Here is a 19,589-nt window from a genome sequence, read left to right as displayed (position 1 = left end):
TTCTTAAACGAGATATAGATATTCAGATGAACCAATAGAGCGAAATGTTATTTCAAACTGTATCGCTAGAGAGACAAACGCCACCTACGCTGCTGCTTGTGAATATAAAAATTTATGGAACTTTTCAAAGAACGCTATCGCTTGTGTCCACGATAAGCATTCGCAACTACATCTATGGTTTGCCACAACATTTGCTGATGCGGTTTTGCCGCAAGCACTACCGGCTTTTTCGGTGAGGGACTATCAAATGCACAAGCTCTCAAGCACCCGATCCGAACTGGCCGACGCGATTTTTCGCCTGCGCCGCAGTTTTTATTCGCTGGCAGGGTTTAGTGGCGTCATCAACGTCATGATGTTGACGCCAGCCGTGTACATGCTGCAGGTCTACGACCGGGCCTTGGTCAGTCGCAACGTCACGACATTGACGATGTTGACCTTGCTGGTGATAGGCCTGTTCTTGCTGATGTCCACCCTGGAACTGGTCCGCACCCGCGTGTTGATCCGGGTCGGCAATTGCCTCGACATGGACCTGAACCGACGCATTTTCACGGCCGCATTCGAGCGCAACCTGAGCCGCGCCGGAGGCAATCCGGCCCAGGCCCTGCAAGATCTCGCGCAAGTTCGTCAGTTCCTCACCGGCAATGCCCTGTTCGCTTTTTTCGATGCGCCCTGGACGCCGCTGTACCTGCTGGTCGCCTACCTGATCCACCCGCTGCTCGGACTGATCACCCTGATCGGCTCGCTGATTCTGGTGTTCCTGGCTTATCTCACCGAAAAGGCCACGCAGAAGCCGCTGGCCGAAGCCAATCAGGCCGCTCTCTCCTCCGCCTGCTACGCCAACAACAACCTGCGCAACGCCGAGGTGATCGAAGCCATGGGCATGCTGCCGTCGATTGGCAAGCGCTGGTACCAAAGCCATTTGCGCATCCTGGAAATGCAGACCCTGGCCTCCGACCGTGCCGCCCTGATCAGCAGCACCGGGCGCTTCGTGCGTATCACGTTGCAGTCGCTGATCCTCGGCGCCGGCGCACTGCTGGCGATCGAAGGCAAGATCACCCCCGGGATGATGATTGCTTGCTCGATCCTCACCGGCCGAGCGCTGGCCCCGGTGGAACAAGTCATCGCGTCGTGGAAACAACTGCTCGGTTGCCGTTCGGCCTGGGGCCGGCTCAACGAGATGCTTGAAGACTATCCGCGCCGGCCACCCAGCATGTCGCTGCAGCGGCCGCTTGGCATGCTGTCAGTGGAGAATGTGTATGCCGGCGCCCCCGGCACCGGCAACACGATTCTGCGCGGGGTGAGCTTCAACCTCTCGCCCGGCGAAAGCCTTGGCATTATCGGCCCATCCGCCTCGGGCAAATCCACCCTCGCCCGCCTGTTGGTCGGCGTCTGGCCGGCGCAGGCCGGCAAGGTGCGCCTGGACGGCGCGGACATATTCACCTGGAACAAGGGCGAACTTGGCCCCTGGCTCGGTTACCTGCCACAGGATGTGGAGCTGTTCGAGGGCACCATCGCCGATAACATTGCGCGCTTTGGTGAAGTGGACAGCGACGCAGTCATCCGCGCCGCAAGAGCGACGGGAGTGCACGAGATGATCCTGCGTTTTGCGCAGGGTTATGAGACCCGTCTGGGCACCGATGGCAGCCCGCTTTCCGGTGGCCAGAAGCAACGCATCGCCTTGGCCCGCGCGCTGTACGGAGAGCCCAATCTGATTGTGCTGGATGAGCCGAACGCCAACCTCGACGACGTCGGTGAAAAAGCCCTGGTCGATGCGCTGGCCCAACTCAAGGGCCGTGGCGCCACCGTCATTCTGATTTCCCACCGTCCCAACGTGCTCTGCGCCGTCGACAAAGTGCTGATGCTGCGCGACGGCGGCGTTCAGATGCTTGGCACACGTGACGAAGTATTCGCAGCGCTGCGCAAGTCCAATGTGATGCCTGCAGGCGCGTCGACTCCGCTGGCCTCCGTCAAAGCACGGGAGTGACCGATCATGCAAATGAACCAACACATTGAGATGATTCACACCGACCCCAGAAACGTGGTGGATCTGGACGTCGGCAAACCCATGCGCAGGGGCATTTGGCTGGTGCTCGCCGGCTTCGGCGGCTTTCTCCTGTGGTCCTGGCTGGCGCCACTCGATGCCGGCGTGGTAGCGACAGGCACGGTAAAAGTCACCAGCAATCGCAAAGCCGTGCAACATCTGAGCGGCGGCACCGTGGAGGCCATTCTTGTACGCGAAGGCGATGCAGTGAAAAAAGGCCAGGAGCTGGTCCGCCTCGACTCACTGCGTGCCGTTGCCGAACAAGGTGCGGTCAGCGCCCAGTACATCGTCAGCAAGACCGTGGAAAACCGCCTGGAAGCGGAACGCGACGGCCGCGATGTAGTGAACTACGACCCCGAATTGCTCAAGCGCTTCAGTCATGACCACCGCCTGGTGGCCGCCATGAATCTGCAACAACGTTTGCTCGATACCCGGCGCGCCGGCCTCGCTGGCGAAATCAGCATCCTGCAGGAAAACCTCGCAGCGTCGGCGGTGCAGCTCAAGGGTCTGCAGCAGGTCTATGGCGCCCGCGCCTCGCAGATCAACTTCCTCAACCAGGAACTACAAGGCACCCGCGTGCTGGCAGCCGAAGGTTACGTGCCGCGCAACCGGTTGCTTGAGCTGGAACGCAGCAACGCCGACCTCTCCGCAGGCCAGGCCGAAAACCTCAACAACATTGCTCGCATACGGAGCCAGACCACCGAAATCAAGCTGCGCATCCTGCAGCGCCAGCACGATTACCAGAAGGAAGTCGAATCGCAGCTCACCGACACCGCCAAGGAAAACACCACCCTGGCCGACCGCTTGCGTGCGCTGGACTATGAAGTGACCCACACGGTGATTCGCTCGCCCATCGATGGCATGGTCCAGTCACTGAGCATTGCGACCATCGGCGGGATCATTCAGCCCGGCTTCAAAATCATGGAAATCGTTCCGGACAACGAACCGCTGCAGGTCGACGCGATGATTCCCGTACAGGCCATCGACAAGATGGCCCCCGGCCTGGCCGTGGACATTGCCTTTCCGGCCTTCAACCATGCCCAGACGCCGAACATCCCTGGCCGCGTGAAGACCGTTTCCGCCGACCGCCTGCTCGACGAGGAAAGCAAGCAACCGTTCTACCTGGCTCAGGTAGAAGTCACACCCGAAGGCATGAGCCTGCTTGGCAGCAATCACATTCGTCCCGGTATGCCCGCCAGCGTCACCATCAAGACCGGCGAGCGCAACTTGATGAGCTACCTTCTCAAACCCATGCTCGAGCGTGTCGACAGCTCGTTCAAGGAGCAATGAAATGGACCGTCATTGCCTGATCTTCTGCCTGCTGGGGCTGTCTCTCCCGGCCAGCGCCATGGACCTCAAACAAGCCTGGGATCTGCTGCAGTACCAAGGCCCCGTCTACCGCGCCGCCGTGCATGAAAAAGAGGCCGGCCTGGAAAACCGCGCCATTGGCCAGGCCGGCCTGCTACCGCAGATCAGTGCCTCGGCCTACGACAACAAGGTCAATGGCACCCAGCGCCAGAGCGGCATCGAAAGGGATCTGGACTACGACTCCAAGGGCGCCAATGTGCGCTTGCGCCAGCCACTGTTCAACAAACAGAAAATGGCCGAATACCGCCAAGGTCAACAGCGTGCCGACTACAGCGTCGCGGTGTTCGATGCCAAGAGTCAGGACGCCGCAGTGCGCCTGGCCGAAAGCTATTTCGACGTGCTCCTGGCCAGCGAAACCATCATTCTCGCCAAGGCAAAACTGAGTGCCTTCGATGAGCAGCTCGCCTCGGCGAAACGGCGCATGGAGCTGGGGGCCGGTACGGTCACCGACATCGACGAATCGGTCGCTCGCCGCGACCTCGCCGAAGCCGAGCTGATCGAAGCTCAGGACAACCTGATCAATGCGCGCCGCAAGCTTGAGGAATTCATCGGAGAAACGCCCGAATCGCTGACCACCTTGCGTCCGACCTTCGATACGCCACCGCTACAACCGAGCAACCTGCAAGACTGGCTGGTCAAGGCTCAGACCGATAGCCCGCTGATCCATGCACGCCGCCATAGCAGCAACCTCGCTGAAGAAGAAGTGAAGCGCGCCAGGGCAGGCCACTGGCCGACACTGGATTTCGTTGCCGGCTACACGGCGGGCGATAGCCAATCAATCTCCGAGCTCAATCAACGCAACCGCTACGGTTCAATCGGGCTGGAAGTCAATTTCCCGCTGTACAACGGTGGCGGTACCAGCGCACTGACACGCCAAGCCAGCGCCAACAGTTTCAAGGCCCTGGACGAGCTCGACGCCACGCGACAGGAAGTCATCTCCGGAACCACCCGCGAGTATGCCGGCATACACAGCGGCGCCAAACGAATTCAAGCGCTGGAGCGGGCCGTGGAGTCCAACGAACGCTCACTGACTTCGACACGCAAGGGTTTCAAGGAAGGCGGCACCAGTACCAATTCGGATGTCCTCAACGCCCAAGAACTGCTCTTCGTTGCGCAACACGATCTGTTCGAGGCCAAGTTGCGTTATTTGATGTCACGCCTGCGCCTGGCCTCTTCGGTGGGCAGCCTGGGTGACGATGATATCGACCAGATCAACAACTACCTTGGCCCGGAACTGCTGGTCACCAACTGACGTTCGCCTGTCGGCCGGTTGAGCCAATGAGGGCCGACCGCCCCCCCCCCACTTCCGGGTAACTTTGATCAATCAAATACCCGCCATTCATCACCGCCTCTCTGAACCACTCTCAACGCTCTGGCACTGATGAAATCGCATTCGCAGTTGTTGACGGCCTGATTTTTCACTGTCGAAAACGGGCAATTACCACTCCCAGAAATGGGGCACTACACCCACCATAAACGGGGACTTTCCACCGTATTTGAGGAATGTCACCCACCCTGTTTTTCGATCACTTGTCACACTCAAAGCCGCCGGTCAATAAAACTGAACTTTTTCTTCGCGCTGCTGTAATGGCTCAATTGTTGCTCCACTCCTTGTACCCGCATTAGCTGTCGTCCCGAGCATGGAGACGGCGGGGCATCACGCGAGGGGTGAAAAATGAAACGCGCAAAACCACCATGCAATTCCATCCACTTGCTGTGCAGGTCAAGCCTGCCCTGTGCGATGCTCCTTACTCTCAACACTGCCAATGCCGTGCCGCTCGACGATGTCAGCCAGCCGTCACCGACGGACCCCTCGGCGTACACCAATCCACCCGCCGACCCTGCGGCAGCGCTGGAAGCCTTGAAAACAATGCCGCCGACCAACCAGGGCGCAATTGCCCTGCCCAACGGCGCGTACGGTGACCGCTACACCCCACTCGCTGGTAACGCACTGCCGCCGAGCCTGCAAACCTCGTTCAAAGTCCCCACCAACGGCAAACCCAGCCCGTTGTTCGGGGCGCAGCCCTTCACCCAGCAACTGCTGCTGATGGAGGAATTCGGCACGGAAAAACTCGACCCGACCCTGCCCGCACCGACACTGACCTTCCCTGTGCCCCTTGCCGGCCCGGCACCACAGCAGGACCCGAACAGCATCGCTCGCAGCGGCCCGTCGAGTGCGGCACTGGAAGCCTTCATGCGCCAACCCGGGCTTTACCCGTTTCCGTCGCAGTACTCCAACGTGCTGGATCGCAACCCCTGGAAATCGCAGATTGAAGCCTTCCTCAACCGCCATCCGGTCGGTTCGCCAGCCGAAGGTCGTCCGCCAGGAAAAGGCTGGTCCCATCAACGCTGGAACGAGTTCTACCCGCAGGTCGCCTTCAAAACCGTGCAAGTCGGCGCCAAACTCAACGGCGGCATGCGCGACCGCCGACAACTGCACAACTACGCCGCCGGTGAGTTCGGGCCTGGCGGGCTCTACTACAAGACCTCGGACATCCCGACCACCACGGGCACCACCAAAGGCATCGACACCCGTTTTCACCCCAAAATGCCGATTCAGAACCACAAGGCGCTATGGACCTTCGACGGCACCTTTCCGGTAAAACTGCTGATGGTGCGCTACGGCCAACCGGTGCTGATGCGTCACTACAACGCCCTGCCGATAGACCCTGCCGCAAACATGGGTTTCGGCCTGCACACCCTCAGCACCCACGAACACAACGGCCACAACCCGGCCGAAAGCGACGGCTATACCAATGCGTTTTTCTTTCCGGGGCAGTACTACGACTATCGCTGGCCAATGCAACTGGCCGGCTACGACACCATCAACACCAAGGCTGAAGATCCTCGCGCGGCGTTCCCCTGCGCGCCGGGCGAAACCCTGTTCGTCAACGACGCCACCCCGGGCCTGAAGACCTGCAACAACGGCACCATCAAGATCCGCGGCGACTGGCGCGAAACCATGAGCACTCACTGGTTTCACGACCACATGCTCGATTTCACCGCGCAGAACGTCTACAAGGGCAACGCAGTGATGATGAATTACTACAGCGCCCTGGATCGCGGCAACGAGGCGGTCGAGGACGGCGTCAACCTGCGTCTGCCGAGCGGTTCGGCGCTGCCTTGGGGCAACCGCGACTATGACGTCAACCTCATGGTGGCCGACAAAGCCTGGGATAAGAACGGCCAGTTGTGGTTCAACCCGTTCAACACCGACGGCTTCCTCGGCGATCAGATCCTGGTCAACTGGCAGTACCAGCCGCGCCTGAATGTGCGCGCTCGCAGCTATCGTTTCCGCATACTCAACGGCTCGATATCACGCTACTTCAGGATTGCGCTGGTGCGTGAAATCGCCGGCACCGGCGGTGAATTCCCCGGACCGGCAGGTTCCAACGTGTCTTTTGCGCGCGTGCCGTTCCACATGATCGGCAACGACGGAAACATCATGGAACACGCCGTGCCATTCGACGGCAGCATGGACCTCGACGCCGACGGCGACCTGCAGGACCACAACGCTATCCTGCCGACCCAGGGCATCGCCGAGCGTTACGACATCATCGTCAACTTCGCGAAAAACGGGATCAAGACCGGCGACAAGCTGTACTTCGTCAACCTGATGGTGCACCAGGGCGGCAGGGGGCCGGAGATAGAGCCGGTGAGCCTGGCCGATGTACTGTCCGGGAAGTACAAAGCAGTACTCAAGCTGGGTAGCAAAGGACTGGAATGGGACAACGGCGACCCGGTGGTGGGCAAATTCCTGCAATTGGTGGTTCAGCCTTACAGCGGCACGGATGTGAGCATGAACCCTGCCGAGTACGAGCCGGCCAAACCGGGCAAGCCGGAGGGTAAAATCATGATTCCGCTGACCCTCAACCGTGACGATCCGACGGTGCAGGCCAAACTCAAACTGGCGCGGCATCGCGAGTTCATCTTCGGCCGCTCCGATGGCACCGACGAAGAACCCTGGACCATCAAGACCGACGGTGGTTTTGGCTACCAGATGGACTCACGGCAAATCAGCGCCGCCCCGCAACTGGCCAACGGTCCGACCGATGCCGGGTTCTCCGGCGACGGCACCCTCGAGGTGTGGAAAATCAAGAACGGCGGCAACGGCTGGAGCCACCCGGTGCACGTGCATTTCGAAGAAGGCATCGTCCTCAACCGCGACGGCAAGGCGCCGCCGGAATGGGAGAAAGGGGCGCGCAAGGACGTTTATCGCATTGGCGAGGGCATCGACAGTTCGGTGGACGTGGAAATAGCCATCCGCTTCCGCGAGTTCGCCGGGACCTACATGGAGCACTGCCACAACACCCAGCATGAGGACACTTCGATGCTGCTGCGCTGGGACATCGAGAGGCCCGGCCAGTTTCAGTTGATGCCAACGCCCCTGCCCGGCTGGGACGGCGTCACCTATGTAAACTCCGCGGCGCTGCCGACCTTCCGCACGGGCGAAGGCGAAAACAAAAAACCTGTCGCCAAACCCGACAGCGCCAGCAGCAGAGACGGCAAACCGCTGACCATCAATGTCCTGGCGAACGACTCCGATCCAGACGGTCATGTGCCACTTAAAGTAGTGGGGTTAACGCAACCGAGCGCCGGCAAGGGCACGGTCGCGGTCAGCACCGACGGCGCACGTGTGATCTACACACCACCAGCCACAATCGCAGCGTCGTTCGTCGCCAGCTTTACCTATCAGGCCAGCGATACCAAGGGCGCGTTATCGACACCGGCGACGGTGACCGTGGCGGTCTCGGCACCCCGGTAACACGCTGACATGACAGCAACGCCGCAGCCCTGCTCAGGAATTGCCTGAAGGGCTGCTCGCAGCGTGGCAGGTTGTGTTGTGTTTGTGATGTGTTCTTGGGCGAAAAATCTCAATGGATCGATAGCTGCCTTTCATGGGGCAGCTATCGATTTCATCCAAACGCGATCGGCAACATTCTGTCCAAAGCCTCTAAAACATTCACTCTTCCAGTTGCTACAGGGCTTCGCCAAACCGGCTGATATCCGCCCAACGCCTCCTCCGAAACCAACTTGAAAATGCCTCCCCATTTCAGAGGAAACACCCCCATAAACGGGCTTTATTTACCCCAACCCTATATCGAAAGAGCCCCATAAAACTGGTTAAACCGGCAAGACTTCAGGCTCTATAAGTGTGGCATAGAGCTTGCTGAATCTTAATTATGATATTAATCAAGAGATCGGGGTAAGCGGCACTTCCAAGGCATCTGCACTCAGCAGGTAATGAAATACCCACGCCGAAGTTCGCCGCTCATAGTACGTTGCTATATTAGGGAGCTACCATCATGCCCCATGAGTCGATAACGCTTACATCTATACTGATTCTTCTCATTTTTACTATAGGGGTAGGCTGGAATCTAATCGGCTTGTTATTCGATTAAGAGTAAACGGCAACTTTTATAGTTCACCTACCGCCGTTCCCAACATGCCTATATATATTGGAAGACGATGGTTCCAAAAAATCTATTTGATAAAGGATGAGCGTCAGGTAATTTCAACCCTGACTGCTGATCGGCAGCCCTGATTAAGGAGCCTCTCATGCCACTCGTTCGCGTCGACATCAAAAAGCATCAAGACCCTACTTTCGCAAAACGTGTCGGGCAGTTGATCTACGCTGCCATGCACAGCTCGATTGGCGTGCCGGAAAACGATAATTTCCAGATTCTTTCCGAGCACGATGAGCAGCATTTCATCTTTGATCCCGGCTACCTGGGCATCAGCCGTACCGACAGCCTGGTGGTGATTCAGATCACCCTGAGCGAAGGCCGAACCATCGAGCAGAAAAAACTCCTCTACAAAACCATCGCCGATAGCCTTAACACGGAACTGGCGGTGCGCCTGGAAGACGTCTTTATCAATCTGGTGGAAGTGAAAAAAGAGAACTGGTCGTTTGGCAATGGCATCGCTCAATACGCGCTTTGAGCGGTCTAACAGCAGTGCCGAAGTGACGGCCAGACGCGCGCCCCACCGTTCGCTATGATGCCCGTCATCTATCAACCTTCCCTACCTGTGAGCCGCCATGCCCCGAGTCTCCCGCAAACAAGCTGACCTCAACCGCGAGATCATCGTCGAAGCCGCCTCACGGCTGCTTCGCGAGCGCGGCCTGCACGGGATCAGCGTCGTCGATGTGATGGGCGCGGCCGGGCTGACCCATGGCGGGTTCTATGGTCACTTCGACTCCAAGGAAGCGCTGGCGAAAGAGGCTTGCACCCGGGCGTTCACGCAGTCGATGGAACGCTGGAAGCAGAAAATCGACGCCAGCGACGACAACGTCTCCGCCCGCGCCAGCATCATCGCGCCTTACCTGTCGGCGGCCAATCGTGACAACCCGGGCGAAAGCTGCCCGGTCGCGGCGTTTGCCGGTGACATGTGCCATGTAACCGCCGAAAGCGGTTTGTACCAGACCTACACCCATGGCCTGGAAGCCTTTCTGCAGATACTTACGCCCTTGATGGGTGCGGACCAGCCCGAAGCCAATCGCCAGCAAGCCTTGGTCGATTATTCCTTGATGGTCGGTGCGCTGACGCTGGCGCGTGCCACACGCGGGGACGGGTTGTCCGATGAGATTCTCGACGCCGCCCGGAATTTTCTGACCTCACCAGGTCAATCAGTCTGATCAACGGCGTGTGCAATCCCCGGGCGTTGCTAAACTCCTCTGGAATCAGCAGTCTGAAGCAACATTCGAGATCCGACATTCAATACCCACAGGAGCCCAGCATGCCTGCAACCGTTCTGGTACTGGTTGAAACCATTAATGATTACTTGCCGATTCTCGAACATCAGGGCTTTCACCTGATTCTGGCTCCGACACCGGCCGAGCGCGCCGACGCCATCGCACGACATGGCGCCCAGATCGATGCCGTGCTGACCCGCGGCCCCCTGGGTTTGTACGCCGATGAAATCGCCGCCTTGCCCAACCTCAAGATCATTTGCGTAATCGGTGCCGGTTACGAACACGTCGACCTGCAAGCCGCGGCCAACCGCGACATCACCGTCACCAATGGCGCCGGGGTCAATGCCTCTTCAGTCGCCGACCATGCCATGGCCATGCTGCTGGCACTGGTGCGCGACATTCCCCGTTGCGATGCCGCCGTACGCCGCGGCGAATGGCCGAAGATCATGCGCCCTTCCCTGGCCGGCAAGCGCCTGGGAATTCTCGGCCTCGGCGCGGTCGGCATGGCCATCGCCAAACGCGCCGCCGCCGGTTTCGACATGACCGTGAGTTACCACAACCGCCAGCATCGCAGCGACGTCCCTTATACCTTCTGCTCGACGCCGACCGAACTGGCACGCGCTTCGGACTTTCTGGTCGTCGCCACGCCCGGCGGCCTGGGCACCAAACACCTGATCAACAGACAAGTGCTCGAGGCCTTGGGGCCAAAGGGGTTCGTCGTGAACATTGCCCGAGCCTCAGTGATCGCCACCGCAGACCTGGTGAGCGCGCTTGAACAGCGACGCATTGCCGGTGCCGCGCTGGATGTGTTCGATGCAGAGCCCCACGTGCCGGAGGCACTCAAGGCGCTGACCAACGTGATCCTGACGCCGCATGTCGCGGGCTTGTCCCCGGAAGCGACCCAAGGCACCGTTGAGCTGGTAGGAAAAAACCTGGTGGCGTTCTTTTCCGGTCAACCGGTGTTGACCCCCATTGAATTACCCGCACCGGTTCCGCCGTTCTCGTTCGCTGACTGAAGGGACGCTCGACAGCGTCCAGAGCCGGGGCGCTGTTCGCCCCGTGAGCCCTGCCCCACCCCGCGCCCGTTCCCGCACATCAGGAAGGCTGATTATCCAGCAACACGCTAACCTATAAGACCGTGCCACGCTTGTGGCTGCCCCGGCGCACCATTAGATTAGCCAATGATGTCTGGCCTCCAAAATAAGCAGAAGGGATAAGCATGGCGCTTACTGACCAGTCCACCCGTATCCGTACCGGCGAAGAACTCGATGCCAGCCTGATCGATCCATACCTCAAGGCTCACATTCCGGGCTTGAGTGGCTTGCCTGTGATCAGCCAGTTTCCCGGCGGCGCGTCAAACCTGACCTACCTGCTGGAATACCCGGAGCAGGAATTTGTCCTGCGTCGCCCGCCGTTTGGCCACAAAGCCAAGTCCGCACACGACATGGGCCGCGAATTTCGCATCCTCAATCAGTTGCGCGACGGTTTCCCGTATTGCCCCAAAGCCTATGTGCACTGCACCGACGAGTCGGTGATCGGCGCCGAGTTCTATGTGATGGAACGGGTCAACGGGATTATCCTGCGCTCCGAACTGCCGCCGGAACTGGGCCTGGACTCGGCGCAAACCGAAACCTTGTGCAAGAGCTTCATCGACAAGTTCGTTGAGCTGCATCGGGTCGACTATAAAGCCTACGGCCTGGGCGACCTTGGCAAGCCCGAAGGTTATGTGGCGCGGCAGATCAAAGGCTGGAGTGATCGCTACGACAAAGCCCTGACCCCGGACGCGCCGAAGTGGGAAGCGGTCAAGGCCTGGCTTAACGACAAGATGCCGGCCGATCACCCGACTTCCAGCATCGTCCACAACGACTACCGCTTCGACAACGTGATCCTCGACCCGAGCAACCCGATGCAAATCATCGGCGTACTCGATTGGGAACTCACCACCCTCGGCGACCCGCTGATGGACCTCGGCAACACCCTCGCCTACTGGATCGAGGCCGCCGACCCGGCGCCGGTGCAACTGATGCGTCGCCAACCGAGCCACGCCCCGGGCATGCTGACCCGCCGCGAATTCGTCGACTACTACGCCGAGCGCTCAGGCATCCAGATCGACAATTTCGACTTCTACTACACCTACGGCCTGTTCCGCCTGGCCGGCATCGTGCAGCAGATCTACTACCGCTTCTTCCACGGTCAAACCCAGGACAAACGCTTCGCGCAGTTCATTCACATGAACAAACTGCTGGAGCAGATGAGCCTGCAAGTCATCCAGAAATCTACGCTCTGATCGCGGCGCTGATTGCCCCCCCTGGCCCCAATAACAAGACTTTTTACAAGAGAATCCCATGTCCAAGACTCAGTTGTTCGACCTCGACGGCAAAATCGCATTCGTTTCCGGCGCCAGCCGTGGCATTGGTGAGGCCATCGCCAAACTGCTGGCCCAGCAAGGCGCCCACGTCATCGTTTCGAGCCGCAAGCTCGACGGCTGCCAGCACGTGGCCGATGCGATCATCGCCGCCGGCGGCAAAGCCACCGCTGTTGCTTGCCATATCGGTGAAATGGAACAGATCAGCCAGGTCTTCGCCGGTATCAAGGAACAGTTCGGACGCCTGGACATCCTGGTCAACAACGCCGCGACCAACCCACAGTTCTGCAACGTGCTGGACACCGACCTCAGCGCCTTTCAGAAAACCGTCGACGTCAACATCCGCGGCTACTTCTTCATGTCGGTCGAAGCCGGCAAACTGATGCGCGAAAACGGCGGCGGCAGCATCATCAACGTCGCGTCGATCAATGGCATCTCGCCCGGCATCTTCCAGGGCATCTACTCGGTGACCAAGGCCGCCGTGATCAACATGACCAAGGTGTTCGCCAAGGAATGCGCGCAGTTCGGCATCCGCTGCAACGCCCTGTTGCCTGGCCTGACCGACACCAAGTTTGCATCGGCACTGGTGAAGAACGAGGCGATCTTGAACACCGCGTTGCAACAGATCCCGCTCAAGCGTGTGGCTGATCCGAGTGAGATGGCGGGTGCGGTGCTGTATCTGGCGAGTGATGCGTCGAGCTACACCACCGGGGTTTCGTTGAACGTGGATGGCGGGTTCTTGTCCTGATTCATTTCTCCGGATGAACGAAAGGCAGCCTTGGGGCTGCCTTTTTTGTTCGCTCCGTTCGCCCCCACGCGTGGGAATGATCAAGCCATCAACCTGATGAATATTTATTCCGCATATTGCATTAACAGAATTTTTATTCCATAAAGTGCCTTCTGAAAATAAAAATCTAAAGGCCTTCCATCATGCGCGAACTCGGTATAGGACTCATCGGCACAGGTTTCATGGGCCGCGCCCACGCCCTGGCGTTTCGCAACGTCAGCGCGGTGTTCGAGCTTCCGCTTAAGCTCAGACTAGCCGCCCTCGCCGACGCCGATCCAAACCGCGCCCGGCACTGTGCCGATGCCTGGGGTTTTGAAACCGCGCACACCGACTGGCAACAGCTGATCGATGACCCGAAGGTCAATCTGATCGCCATCACCACCCCCAATCACCTCCACTTCCCCATGGCCATGGCCGCCCTTGCCGCCGGCAAACCGGTGTATTGCGAGAAGCCTTTGGCGGTGAATCTGCAGCAAGCCAACGCCATGCGTCAGGCCGCAAAAGCCGCGGGAGTAGTGACGCGGGTGGGTTACAACTATCAGCACAACCCGATGATCGGGCTCGCGCGGGAGCTGATCGACAGCGGCAAGCTGGGGCAGATCATCAGTTTTCAGGGTGAGTTCAGCGAAGACTTCATGGCCGATCCTGCTTCACCGTGGTCGTGGCGTTGCGATGCTGATCACGCCGGCGGTGCGCTGGCGGATCTGGGCAGCCATTTGCTGGCGATGGCGCGCTACCTGGTGGGCGATGTCGAATCGGTGTGCGCCGACACTCAGACCGTGCATCTCCAGCGTCCTGCGACGGCGGGCAGCCAGGAACAGCGGCATATTGCGGTCGACGATCAGGTCCACGCGCTGCTGCGGTTTGCCAACGGCGCACGAGGTACGTTCAGCAGCAGTTGGCTCAAGCATGGCTACAAGAATCACCTGAGCTTCGAGATCAGCTGCACGCAAGGCACGCTGGCGTTCGACCAGGAACGCTTGAACGAGCTGCGGTTGTATCGCGTCGGTCAGGACGGTTTCCAGCGTTTGCTCGCTGGGCCGAACCTGCCGGGTTACGCCGCGTTCAGCCCGGCGGCGGGGCATCAGTTGGGGTACAACGAACTCAAGACGCTGGAAGTGCACGACCTGGTACTGGCGCTGGCCGGCCTGTCCCAGAGTGGCACTGACTTTGAGCAAGCGTGGGAAGTCGAACGCCTGGCGACGGCAATCCGGCTGGCGGCAGACGAATCACGCTGGATCAGGATCGAGGACATCTGAGGTTCAGACGCCCACGGCTTCCGGCACCCGTGAGGGTGCCGGGTCAGTCGCACTCAACGCAACGAAGAAGGCAACGACGCAGCCGCTCAGGATTACTGAGTGACGCAACGGGTGATCGTCGTCTCCCGGGTCACCTCTTCGGTCACTCGGGCGTCGCCCATCACTTCTTTCTGTTCAGTGGTTTCACACGTGCGTTGAGGCGCGGGCGGCGGTGCGACGGGTGCTGGTGGTGGCGGACTGGCGCAACCACTGAGAATCGCTACGCAAAAGGCGAGCGACAGAGACGAAAAAGCACGTTTCCCAAGACTGTTCATAGGCTGTCCCGCGATAAGTCATCGACACTTTCCGCGACCCGACGCCCTTACCGCGAAGCCGCGGATTGGTCACAGAAAATAATACCCTCGCATTTCTTATAGCCTAGCCAGCCGCCAATTCCAGCAAATGAGGCCCTTAGCCCCTTTTCAACGCGAAAAACGACAGCTACGAAACCGAGTCCTGCCGCTGATGCAAGTTGTTGCTCTCGAGCTCGTAACGCAGCTCCTCAATCAATGAGGCGACCGCCTCCGGGGTTCTGAGCTGAGTGACACTCAGGCCACTGACCACCAGATCCACCTGCCCCGACACCGGGTGATACAGCTTCACCGTCACCGAGTTGTCACCCGACACGCTGCAATCACAAGCAAGAGGGGAAAAGTGCTGTTCCAGTTGCGCACGCAATTGCGTCAGATAAATCATTGCGATTCACCCATGGGCCGGCTGACCCCGTCGACTGAAAACCTGTTGAATTGGCCGAGCATGCGACTGTTCCTTAAGCTGTTTCGTAGAGGACGCGATACCGACCAAAAGCCCGTTTCGCACCCTTACAGATTAAGAACTGCCACGACCCGCCAGAACATCCATTTGCACTGCCCGGCCTAGTGCATTTGCACCTTAACGCTGACCTTTGGGCCGCCACTCGCTGGAGAACAGACCGCGCTCTCGCGCCCACACAATCGCCTCGCTGCGGCTGTGCACATCCAGCTTGGAATAAACCGTCGATACGTGGTTGCGTACGGTGTTTGGCGCCAGTTTCAGGCGCGCTGCGATTTCCTTGTCCGCAAGGCCTTCGCAGATCAGCCCGAGTACATCGCGCTCTCGGGCAGTCAGGTCGGTGAAGGACACGCTGGGCAACTGCGGCGAGTTGATGTTCTTCACGTTGGCGAGCTTTTCGATGAGCGTGCGGGTGAACCAGGAGGCGTCTTTCATCACCTCCTCGATCGCCGCCACCAGCTCCAGCTCGGTGCGTTTGCGTTCGGTGATGTTCATCAGCACCAGCAGGTAGCAAGGATTGTCCTGAATGTTCACGGTGTCGGCCGACACCGTGCATTCGATCAAGGTCGAGTCTTTCCGGCGGATTCTGACATCGACCCTATCCAGGCTTCCGGCCTTCTCCAGCGCCGCAAACAGCCGGGTGCGCGCGCTCTTGTCATCGATAAAGTCGAGTTCGGCAACGGTCTTGCCAAGCACTTCTTCACTGGGGTACGCGAGGGTGTCCAGGAAGGCCTCATTCACGTCGATCACCACCTGGTCCTGCGCATCGCAGACCAATGTCGGCACTGGCGTCAGGCGAAACGCCTTGGCAAATCGTTCCTCGCTCTGACGCAAGGCCACCTCGGCCTTGTGACGCGGCTCCATGTCGACGAAGGAAAAGAGCATGCAGTCTTCCTCGTTGAACTCCAGCGGTTGGCCGGCGACGATCACCTGTTTGCTGCCGCCTTCGGGCAGTTTCAGTTCGGCCTGCATCTGCGGGATCGTGGCGTGATCGCGCAGACGCTCGATCGCCAGGTCTCTGTTTTCTACCCCGTCCAGGATGTCCAGCTCATAGGTCGACGCCCCGATCACTTGGTCGCGGGCATAGCCGGTCATTTCCAGAAAGCCCGCATTGACCTTGATGTAACGCAAATCGCTGAGGCGACAGATCACCGCCGGCGCCGGGTTGGCGTTGAAAGTCTTCTCGAATCGCTGCTCGGCGCTGGCCCACTCCGTGACGTCGTCCATGATCAACACCAGCGACTCCGGCTCGCCTGCGCTGTCGGCCAGCACCATGCTGCGCACGTTATGCACCCAGGTACGTTCTTCGTCGTCGGTCGGTGTCACCTCAACCAGCACATCGGCGAACGTCTCGCCCTTGGCGACGCGGCTGATCGGGTAGTTCTCCGGCGCCACCGGGTGATTATTGCGATAGCGCAAGGCAAAGCGCCTGGCGTATTCCTTGGCATTCACGCCCAATTCGCCGATCCGACTGACGCCGTGCATGGCCAGCGCGGCTTCATTGGCCCACAGGATGGTCTGGTCGAGCTCCAGCAGAATCACCCCGTCGGACAAACCGGCGATGATCTGCTGCAACTGGCGGCGATTGGTTTCGGTGGTCAGGACGTCCTGGCTCATTGGATCTCCACGGGTGCAGCGGCGCAGCGACGCGCCGCCCTGTGAAGATTACGACCGCGAGGGGGTGGGATAGTGCAAAGCAGGTGCAGCCGCTGCTACAGACCGTGTGAGGAGGATGTTAATTACTGCACCAGCAAAGACGCTTCCAGCCTCGTCAACTTATCCGGATTAGGTTTGTGACGCGTCGGCAGACATTGGGATCTTTGGTCGTAGGGTTTTCTTGCAGGTGCTGCTCTAAGCTCAAGCTAACGCGTGCCTGCATGCTGATTTTTACCGGACCGGAGAATGGCGATGATGCTCGATACGATTAACTTCACCCCGTGGCCCGCGTTGGCCGGAGGTGCTCTGATCGGCTTGGCGGCCAGCGTGATGATCGTGGCCAATGGACGGATTGCCGGGATCAGTGGATTGCTGGGCAGCCTGATGTCATCCGGCGATTCCGGTCGAGGTGAGAAAGCCGTGTTCATCCTCGGACTGCTGGCCGCCCCCCTGCTTTGGGCGCTGTTTCAGGCGTGGCCGACCATTGAATTCAAGACGGGCGCCGTGGGACTGATCATCGCTGGATTGTGCGTCGGGATCGGCACCCGATATGGCTCGGGATGCACCAGCGGCCACGGGGTGTGCGGCATCTCGCGCCTGTCACCACGCTCCATCGTTGCGACGTTGTGTTTTATGTTCACAGGCTTTGTGACCGTGTTTGTGGTGCGTCATCTGTTGGGGGTTTGAGCATGAAAAAGCTGACCGCTTTCCTCGCCGGCCTGGTGTTCGGCATCGGCCTGCTGTTGGCCGGCATGGCCAACCCGGCCAAGGTGCTGGGGTTTCTCGATATCACCGGGCGATGGGATCCCTCCCTGGCACTGGTGATGATCGCTGCCATTGCGGTGGCCTGGGCGCCGTTTCATTGGGCGGTGAAACACGCCACGTCTTTGCTGGGGGCGCCGATGCAACTGCCGGTCAGTCGCGAGTTGGATCGACGCCTGATCGCTGGCAGCCTGTTGTTCGGAGTCGGCTGGGGCATTGCGGGCATCTGCCCTGGGCCCGCGCTGGTGTTATTGCCAACGGGGCATTGGCAGGCCTGGGTGTTTTTCATGGCGATGCTCGCGGGGATGCTGATCTTCAAAGCGAAGCAAGCGCGCCACTGAGTCACGGTCGATCGCAGGTTTGGGCGGCGCATGCGCTGCCAAAGCCTACGACCGTGTTCGCGCTTCAGGCCGCCAATTGGCCGCTGGCAATCGCCGCCGACGCCGCCAGCATTGCCCGCAACAACACCGCACACCCGGCCGCCAGATCATCCGGCGCGGCGTTTTCGATTTCGTTGTGGCTGATGCCGCCTTCGCACGGCACGAAGATCATCCCGGCCGGGCCGAGTTCGGCGAGGAAGATCGCGTCGTGCCCTGCTCCGCTGACGATGTCCATGTGCGACAACCCCAAGCCTTGCGCCGCGCCGCGTACCGCTTCGACGCAAGCCTTGTCGAAGTACAGCGGCGGGAAGTCGGCAGTGGGCGTGAGTTCGAAGGTCAGGCCGTGTTCTTCGCAGGTGGTTTCGATGACTTCGCGGACTTCAGCAATCATCGAGTCCAGGCGCGCCGGTTCCAGATGACGAAAATCCAGGGTCATGCGCACTTCACCAGGAATGACATTGCGTGAGCCCGGATAGGCTTGCAGGCAACCGACGGTGCCGCAAGCATGCGGCTGATGGCCGAGGGCGGCGCGGTTCACTGCGCCGACAATCACGGCGGCGCCGACCAGGGCATCCTTGCGCAGGTGCATAGGCGTCGGGCCCGCGTGAGCTTCGACGCCGCGCAGTTTCAGGTCGAACCATTTCTGGCCGAGAGCGCCCATCACCACACCGATGGTTTTGTGTTCGTCCTCGAGGATCGGGCCTTGTTCGATGTGCGCCTCGAAATAAGCACCGACGGCGTGGCCGCTGACCTTGCGTGGGCCGGCGTAGCCGATAGCGTTGAGGGCTTCGCCAACGGTGACGCCCTCGGCATCGACCTTGGCCAGGGTTTCTTCGAGGGTGAATTTTTCCGCGAACACGCCGGAGCCCATCATGCACGGAGCGAAGCGCGAGCCTTCTTCGTTGGTCCAGACCACCACTTCCAGCGGCGCCTCGGTTTCCACGCCGAGGTCGTTGAGGGTACGCAGCACTTCAACGCCGGCCAGAACGCCGAAGCAGCCGTCGAACTTGCCGCCAGTGGGTTGGGTGTCTATGTGGCTGCCGGTCATGACGGGAGGCAGGTTCGGATTGCGCCCGGGGCGGCGGGCGAAGATGTTGCCGACGGCGTCGATGCTGACGGTGCAACCGGCCTCTTCGCACCAGTTGACGAAGATGTCCCGGGCCTGACGGTCCAGATCGGTCAGGGCCAGGCGGCAGACGCCCCCCTTGACCGTGGCGCCGAGTCTGGCCAGGTCCATGAGCGACTGCCACAAGCGGTCGCGGTTGATGTGCTGATGGGTGGACTGCAGAACGTCTACAGCAGCGTTCATGATGATCTCCTCAGGCAGTTCTTATGGATTTCTTCAGGGATTTTCTTGGGCGTCTGGAAGGCCGTCTTCGCGAGCAAGCCCGCTCCCACAGTGAATCGGGTGTACACAGCATTTGTGTACGACCTCAATCCCTGTGGGAGCGGGCTTGCCCGCGAAGA

The 19,589-nt window shown here is 59.8% G+C and carries 15 protein-coding genes; 12 read left to right on the top strand and 3 right to left on the bottom strand.

Annotated elements, in window-relative coordinates:
• The first annotated feature begins 247 nt into the window (after positions 1–247).
• The 10 genes from DJ564_RS14250 to DJ564_RS14205 all read left to right on the top strand — a co-directional run bounded on the left by DJ564_RS14250 (position 248) and on the right by DJ564_RS14205 (position 14,514).
• Complete coding sequence (locus DJ564_RS14250) at positions 248–1,984, top strand: type I secretion system permease/ATPase (RefSeq protein ID WP_109630352.1); 1,737 nt, start codon at positions 248–250, stop codon at positions 1,982–1,984.
• A 6-nt stretch (positions 1,985–1,990) separates the two neighbouring features.
• A complete protein-coding gene (locus DJ564_RS14245) occupies positions 1,991–3,331 on the top strand; it encodes an HlyD family type I secretion periplasmic adaptor subunit (protein WP_109630350.1) in 1,341 nt (446 codons plus the stop codon).
• 1 nt (position 3,332) lies between these two features.
• Complete coding sequence (locus DJ564_RS14240) at positions 3,333–4,661, top strand: TolC family outer membrane protein (RefSeq protein WP_109630347.1); 1,329 nt, start codon at positions 3,333–3,335, stop codon at positions 4,659–4,661.
• Positions 4,662–5,150: 489 nt separating this feature from the next.
• Positions 5,151–8,174: an Ig-like domain-containing protein gene (locus DJ564_RS14235; protein ID WP_256597503.1), complete on the top strand. Its 3,024-nt coding sequence runs from the start codon at positions 5,151–5,153 to the stop codon at positions 8,172–8,174.
• Between the two features lie 794 nt (positions 8,175–8,968).
• Positions 8,969–9,352, top strand: coding sequence for a tautomerase family protein (locus DJ564_RS14230; protein ID WP_109630344.1), 384 nt, complete (start codon positions 8,969–8,971; stop codon positions 9,350–9,352).
• A gap of 97 nt (positions 9,353–9,449) precedes the next feature.
• The gene (locus DJ564_RS14225) at positions 9,450–10,046 is read left to right on the top strand and encodes a TetR/AcrR family transcriptional regulator (protein ID WP_109630341.1); all 597 of its coding nucleotides are present in this window, start codon (positions 9,450–9,452) and stop codon (positions 10,044–10,046) included.
• Positions 10,047–10,147: 101 nt separating this feature from the next.
• Positions 10,148–11,119 carry a 2-hydroxyacid dehydrogenase gene (locus DJ564_RS14220; protein ID WP_109630337.1) on the top strand — a complete coding sequence of 324 codons (972 nt, stop codon included), beginning with the start codon at positions 10,148–10,150 and terminating at the stop codon, positions 11,117–11,119.
• 203 nt (positions 11,120–11,322) lie between these two features.
• Positions 11,323–12,390: a phosphotransferase family protein gene (locus DJ564_RS14215; RefSeq protein ID WP_109630334.1), complete on the top strand. Its 1,068-nt coding sequence runs from the start codon at positions 11,323–11,325 to the stop codon at positions 12,388–12,390.
• A 58-nt stretch (positions 12,391–12,448) separates the two neighbouring features.
• Positions 12,449–13,216 (top strand): SDR family oxidoreductase, encoded by a 768-nt coding sequence (locus DJ564_RS14210; RefSeq protein WP_109630332.1) that lies wholly within the window; start codon positions 12,449–12,451, stop codon positions 13,214–13,216.
• A 182-nt stretch (positions 13,217–13,398) separates the two neighbouring features.
• Positions 13,399–14,514, top strand: coding sequence for a Gfo/Idh/MocA family protein (locus DJ564_RS14205; RefSeq protein WP_109630329.1), 1,116 nt, complete (start codon positions 13,399–13,401; stop codon positions 14,512–14,514).
• 480 nt (positions 14,515–14,994) lie between these two features.
• Here the strand turns inward: DJ564_RS14205 and DJ564_RS14200 are convergent, their stop codons facing one another.
• Both DJ564_RS14200 and DJ564_RS14195 read right to left on the bottom strand, forming a co-directional pair.
• Positions 14,995–15,249 (bottom strand): DUF1652 domain-containing protein, encoded by a 255-nt coding sequence (locus DJ564_RS14200; protein WP_109630326.1) that lies wholly within the window; start codon positions 15,247–15,249, stop codon positions 14,995–14,997.
• Between the two features lie 195 nt (positions 15,250–15,444).
• A complete protein-coding gene (locus DJ564_RS14195; protein WP_109630324.1) occupies positions 15,445–16,941 on the bottom strand; it encodes a helix-turn-helix transcriptional regulator in 1,497 nt (498 codons plus the stop codon).
• A gap of 291 nt (positions 16,942–17,232) precedes the next feature.
• Here DJ564_RS14195 and DJ564_RS14190 point away from each other — a divergent pair, with 291 nt between their 5' ends.
• A complete protein-coding gene (locus tag DJ564_RS14190) occupies positions 17,233–17,667 on the top strand; it encodes a YeeE/YedE family protein (RefSeq protein WP_109630321.1) in 435 nt (144 codons plus the stop codon).
• 2 nt (positions 17,668–17,669) lie between these two features.
• Positions 17,670–18,083, top strand: coding sequence for a DUF6691 family protein (locus tag DJ564_RS14185; protein ID WP_109630318.1), 414 nt, complete (start codon positions 17,670–17,672; stop codon positions 18,081–18,083).
• A 64-nt stretch (positions 18,084–18,147) separates the two neighbouring features.
• On the opposite strand, the gene DJ564_RS14180 is transcribed toward DJ564_RS14185, so the two are convergent.
• Positions 18,148–19,431, bottom strand: a complete 1,284-nt coding sequence (locus tag DJ564_RS14180; protein WP_109630315.1) for a Zn-dependent hydrolase — start codon at positions 19,429–19,431, stop codon at positions 18,148–18,150.
• Positions 19,432–19,589: the final 158 nt, after the last annotated feature.

The sequence above is a fragment of the Pseudomonas sp. 31-12 genome (genome assembly GCF_003151075.1).
In the GTDB taxonomy this organism is placed as follows: domain Bacteria; phylum Pseudomonadota; class Gammaproteobacteria; order Pseudomonadales; family Pseudomonadaceae; genus Aquipseudomonas.
This window is presented reverse-complemented; position numbering and strand designations above follow the sequence as displayed.

Bases quoted from the DNA above. Each gene is read 5' to 3' on its own strand.
- DJ564_RS14250 (WP_109630352.1), top strand. From the start codon at position 248: ATGCACAAGCTCTCAAGCACCCGATCCGAACTGGCCGACGCGATTTTT.
- DJ564_RS14240 (WP_109630347.1), top strand. From the start codon at position 3,333: ATGGACCGTCATTGCCTGATCTTCTGCCTGCTGGGGCTGTCTCTCCCG.
- DJ564_RS14210 (WP_109630332.1), top strand. From the start codon at position 12,449: ATGTCCAAGACTCAGTTGTTCGACCTCGACGGCAAAATCGCATTCGTT.
- DJ564_RS14225 (WP_109630341.1), top strand. From the start codon at position 9,450: ATGCCCCGAGTCTCCCGCAAACAAGCTGACCTCAACCGCGAGATCATC.
- DJ564_RS14220 (WP_109630337.1), top strand. From the start codon at position 10,148: ATGCCTGCAACCGTTCTGGTACTGGTTGAAACCATTAATGATTACTTG.
- DJ564_RS14180 (WP_109630315.1), bottom strand. From the start codon at position 19,431: ATGAACGCTGCTGTAGACGTTCTGCAGTCCACCCATCAGCACATCAAC.
- DJ564_RS14195 (WP_109630324.1), bottom strand. From the start codon at position 16,941: ATGAGCCAGGACGTCCTGACCACCGAAACCAATCGCCGCCAGTTGCAG.
- DJ564_RS14230 (WP_109630344.1), top strand. From the start codon at position 8,969: ATGCCACTCGTTCGCGTCGACATCAAAAAGCATCAAGACCCTACTTTC.
- DJ564_RS14185 (WP_109630318.1), top strand. From the start codon at position 17,670: ATGAAAAAGCTGACCGCTTTCCTCGCCGGCCTGGTGTTCGGCATCGGC.
- DJ564_RS14190 (WP_109630321.1), top strand. From the start codon at position 17,233: ATGATGCTCGATACGATTAACTTCACCCCGTGGCCCGCGTTGGCCGGA.
- DJ564_RS14215 (WP_109630334.1), top strand. From the start codon at position 11,323: ATGGCGCTTACTGACCAGTCCACCCGTATCCGTACCGGCGAAGAACTC.
- DJ564_RS14235 (WP_256597503.1), top strand. From the start codon at position 5,151: ATGCTCCTTACTCTCAACACTGCCAATGCCGTGCCGCTCGACGATGTC.
- DJ564_RS14200 (WP_109630326.1), bottom strand. From the start codon at position 15,249: ATGATTTATCTGACGCAATTGCGTGCGCAACTGGAACAGCACTTTTCC.
- DJ564_RS14245 (WP_109630350.1), top strand. From the start codon at position 1,991: ATGCAAATGAACCAACACATTGAGATGATTCACACCGACCCCAGAAAC.
- DJ564_RS14205 (WP_109630329.1), top strand. From the start codon at position 13,399: ATGCGCGAACTCGGTATAGGACTCATCGGCACAGGTTTCATGGGCCGC.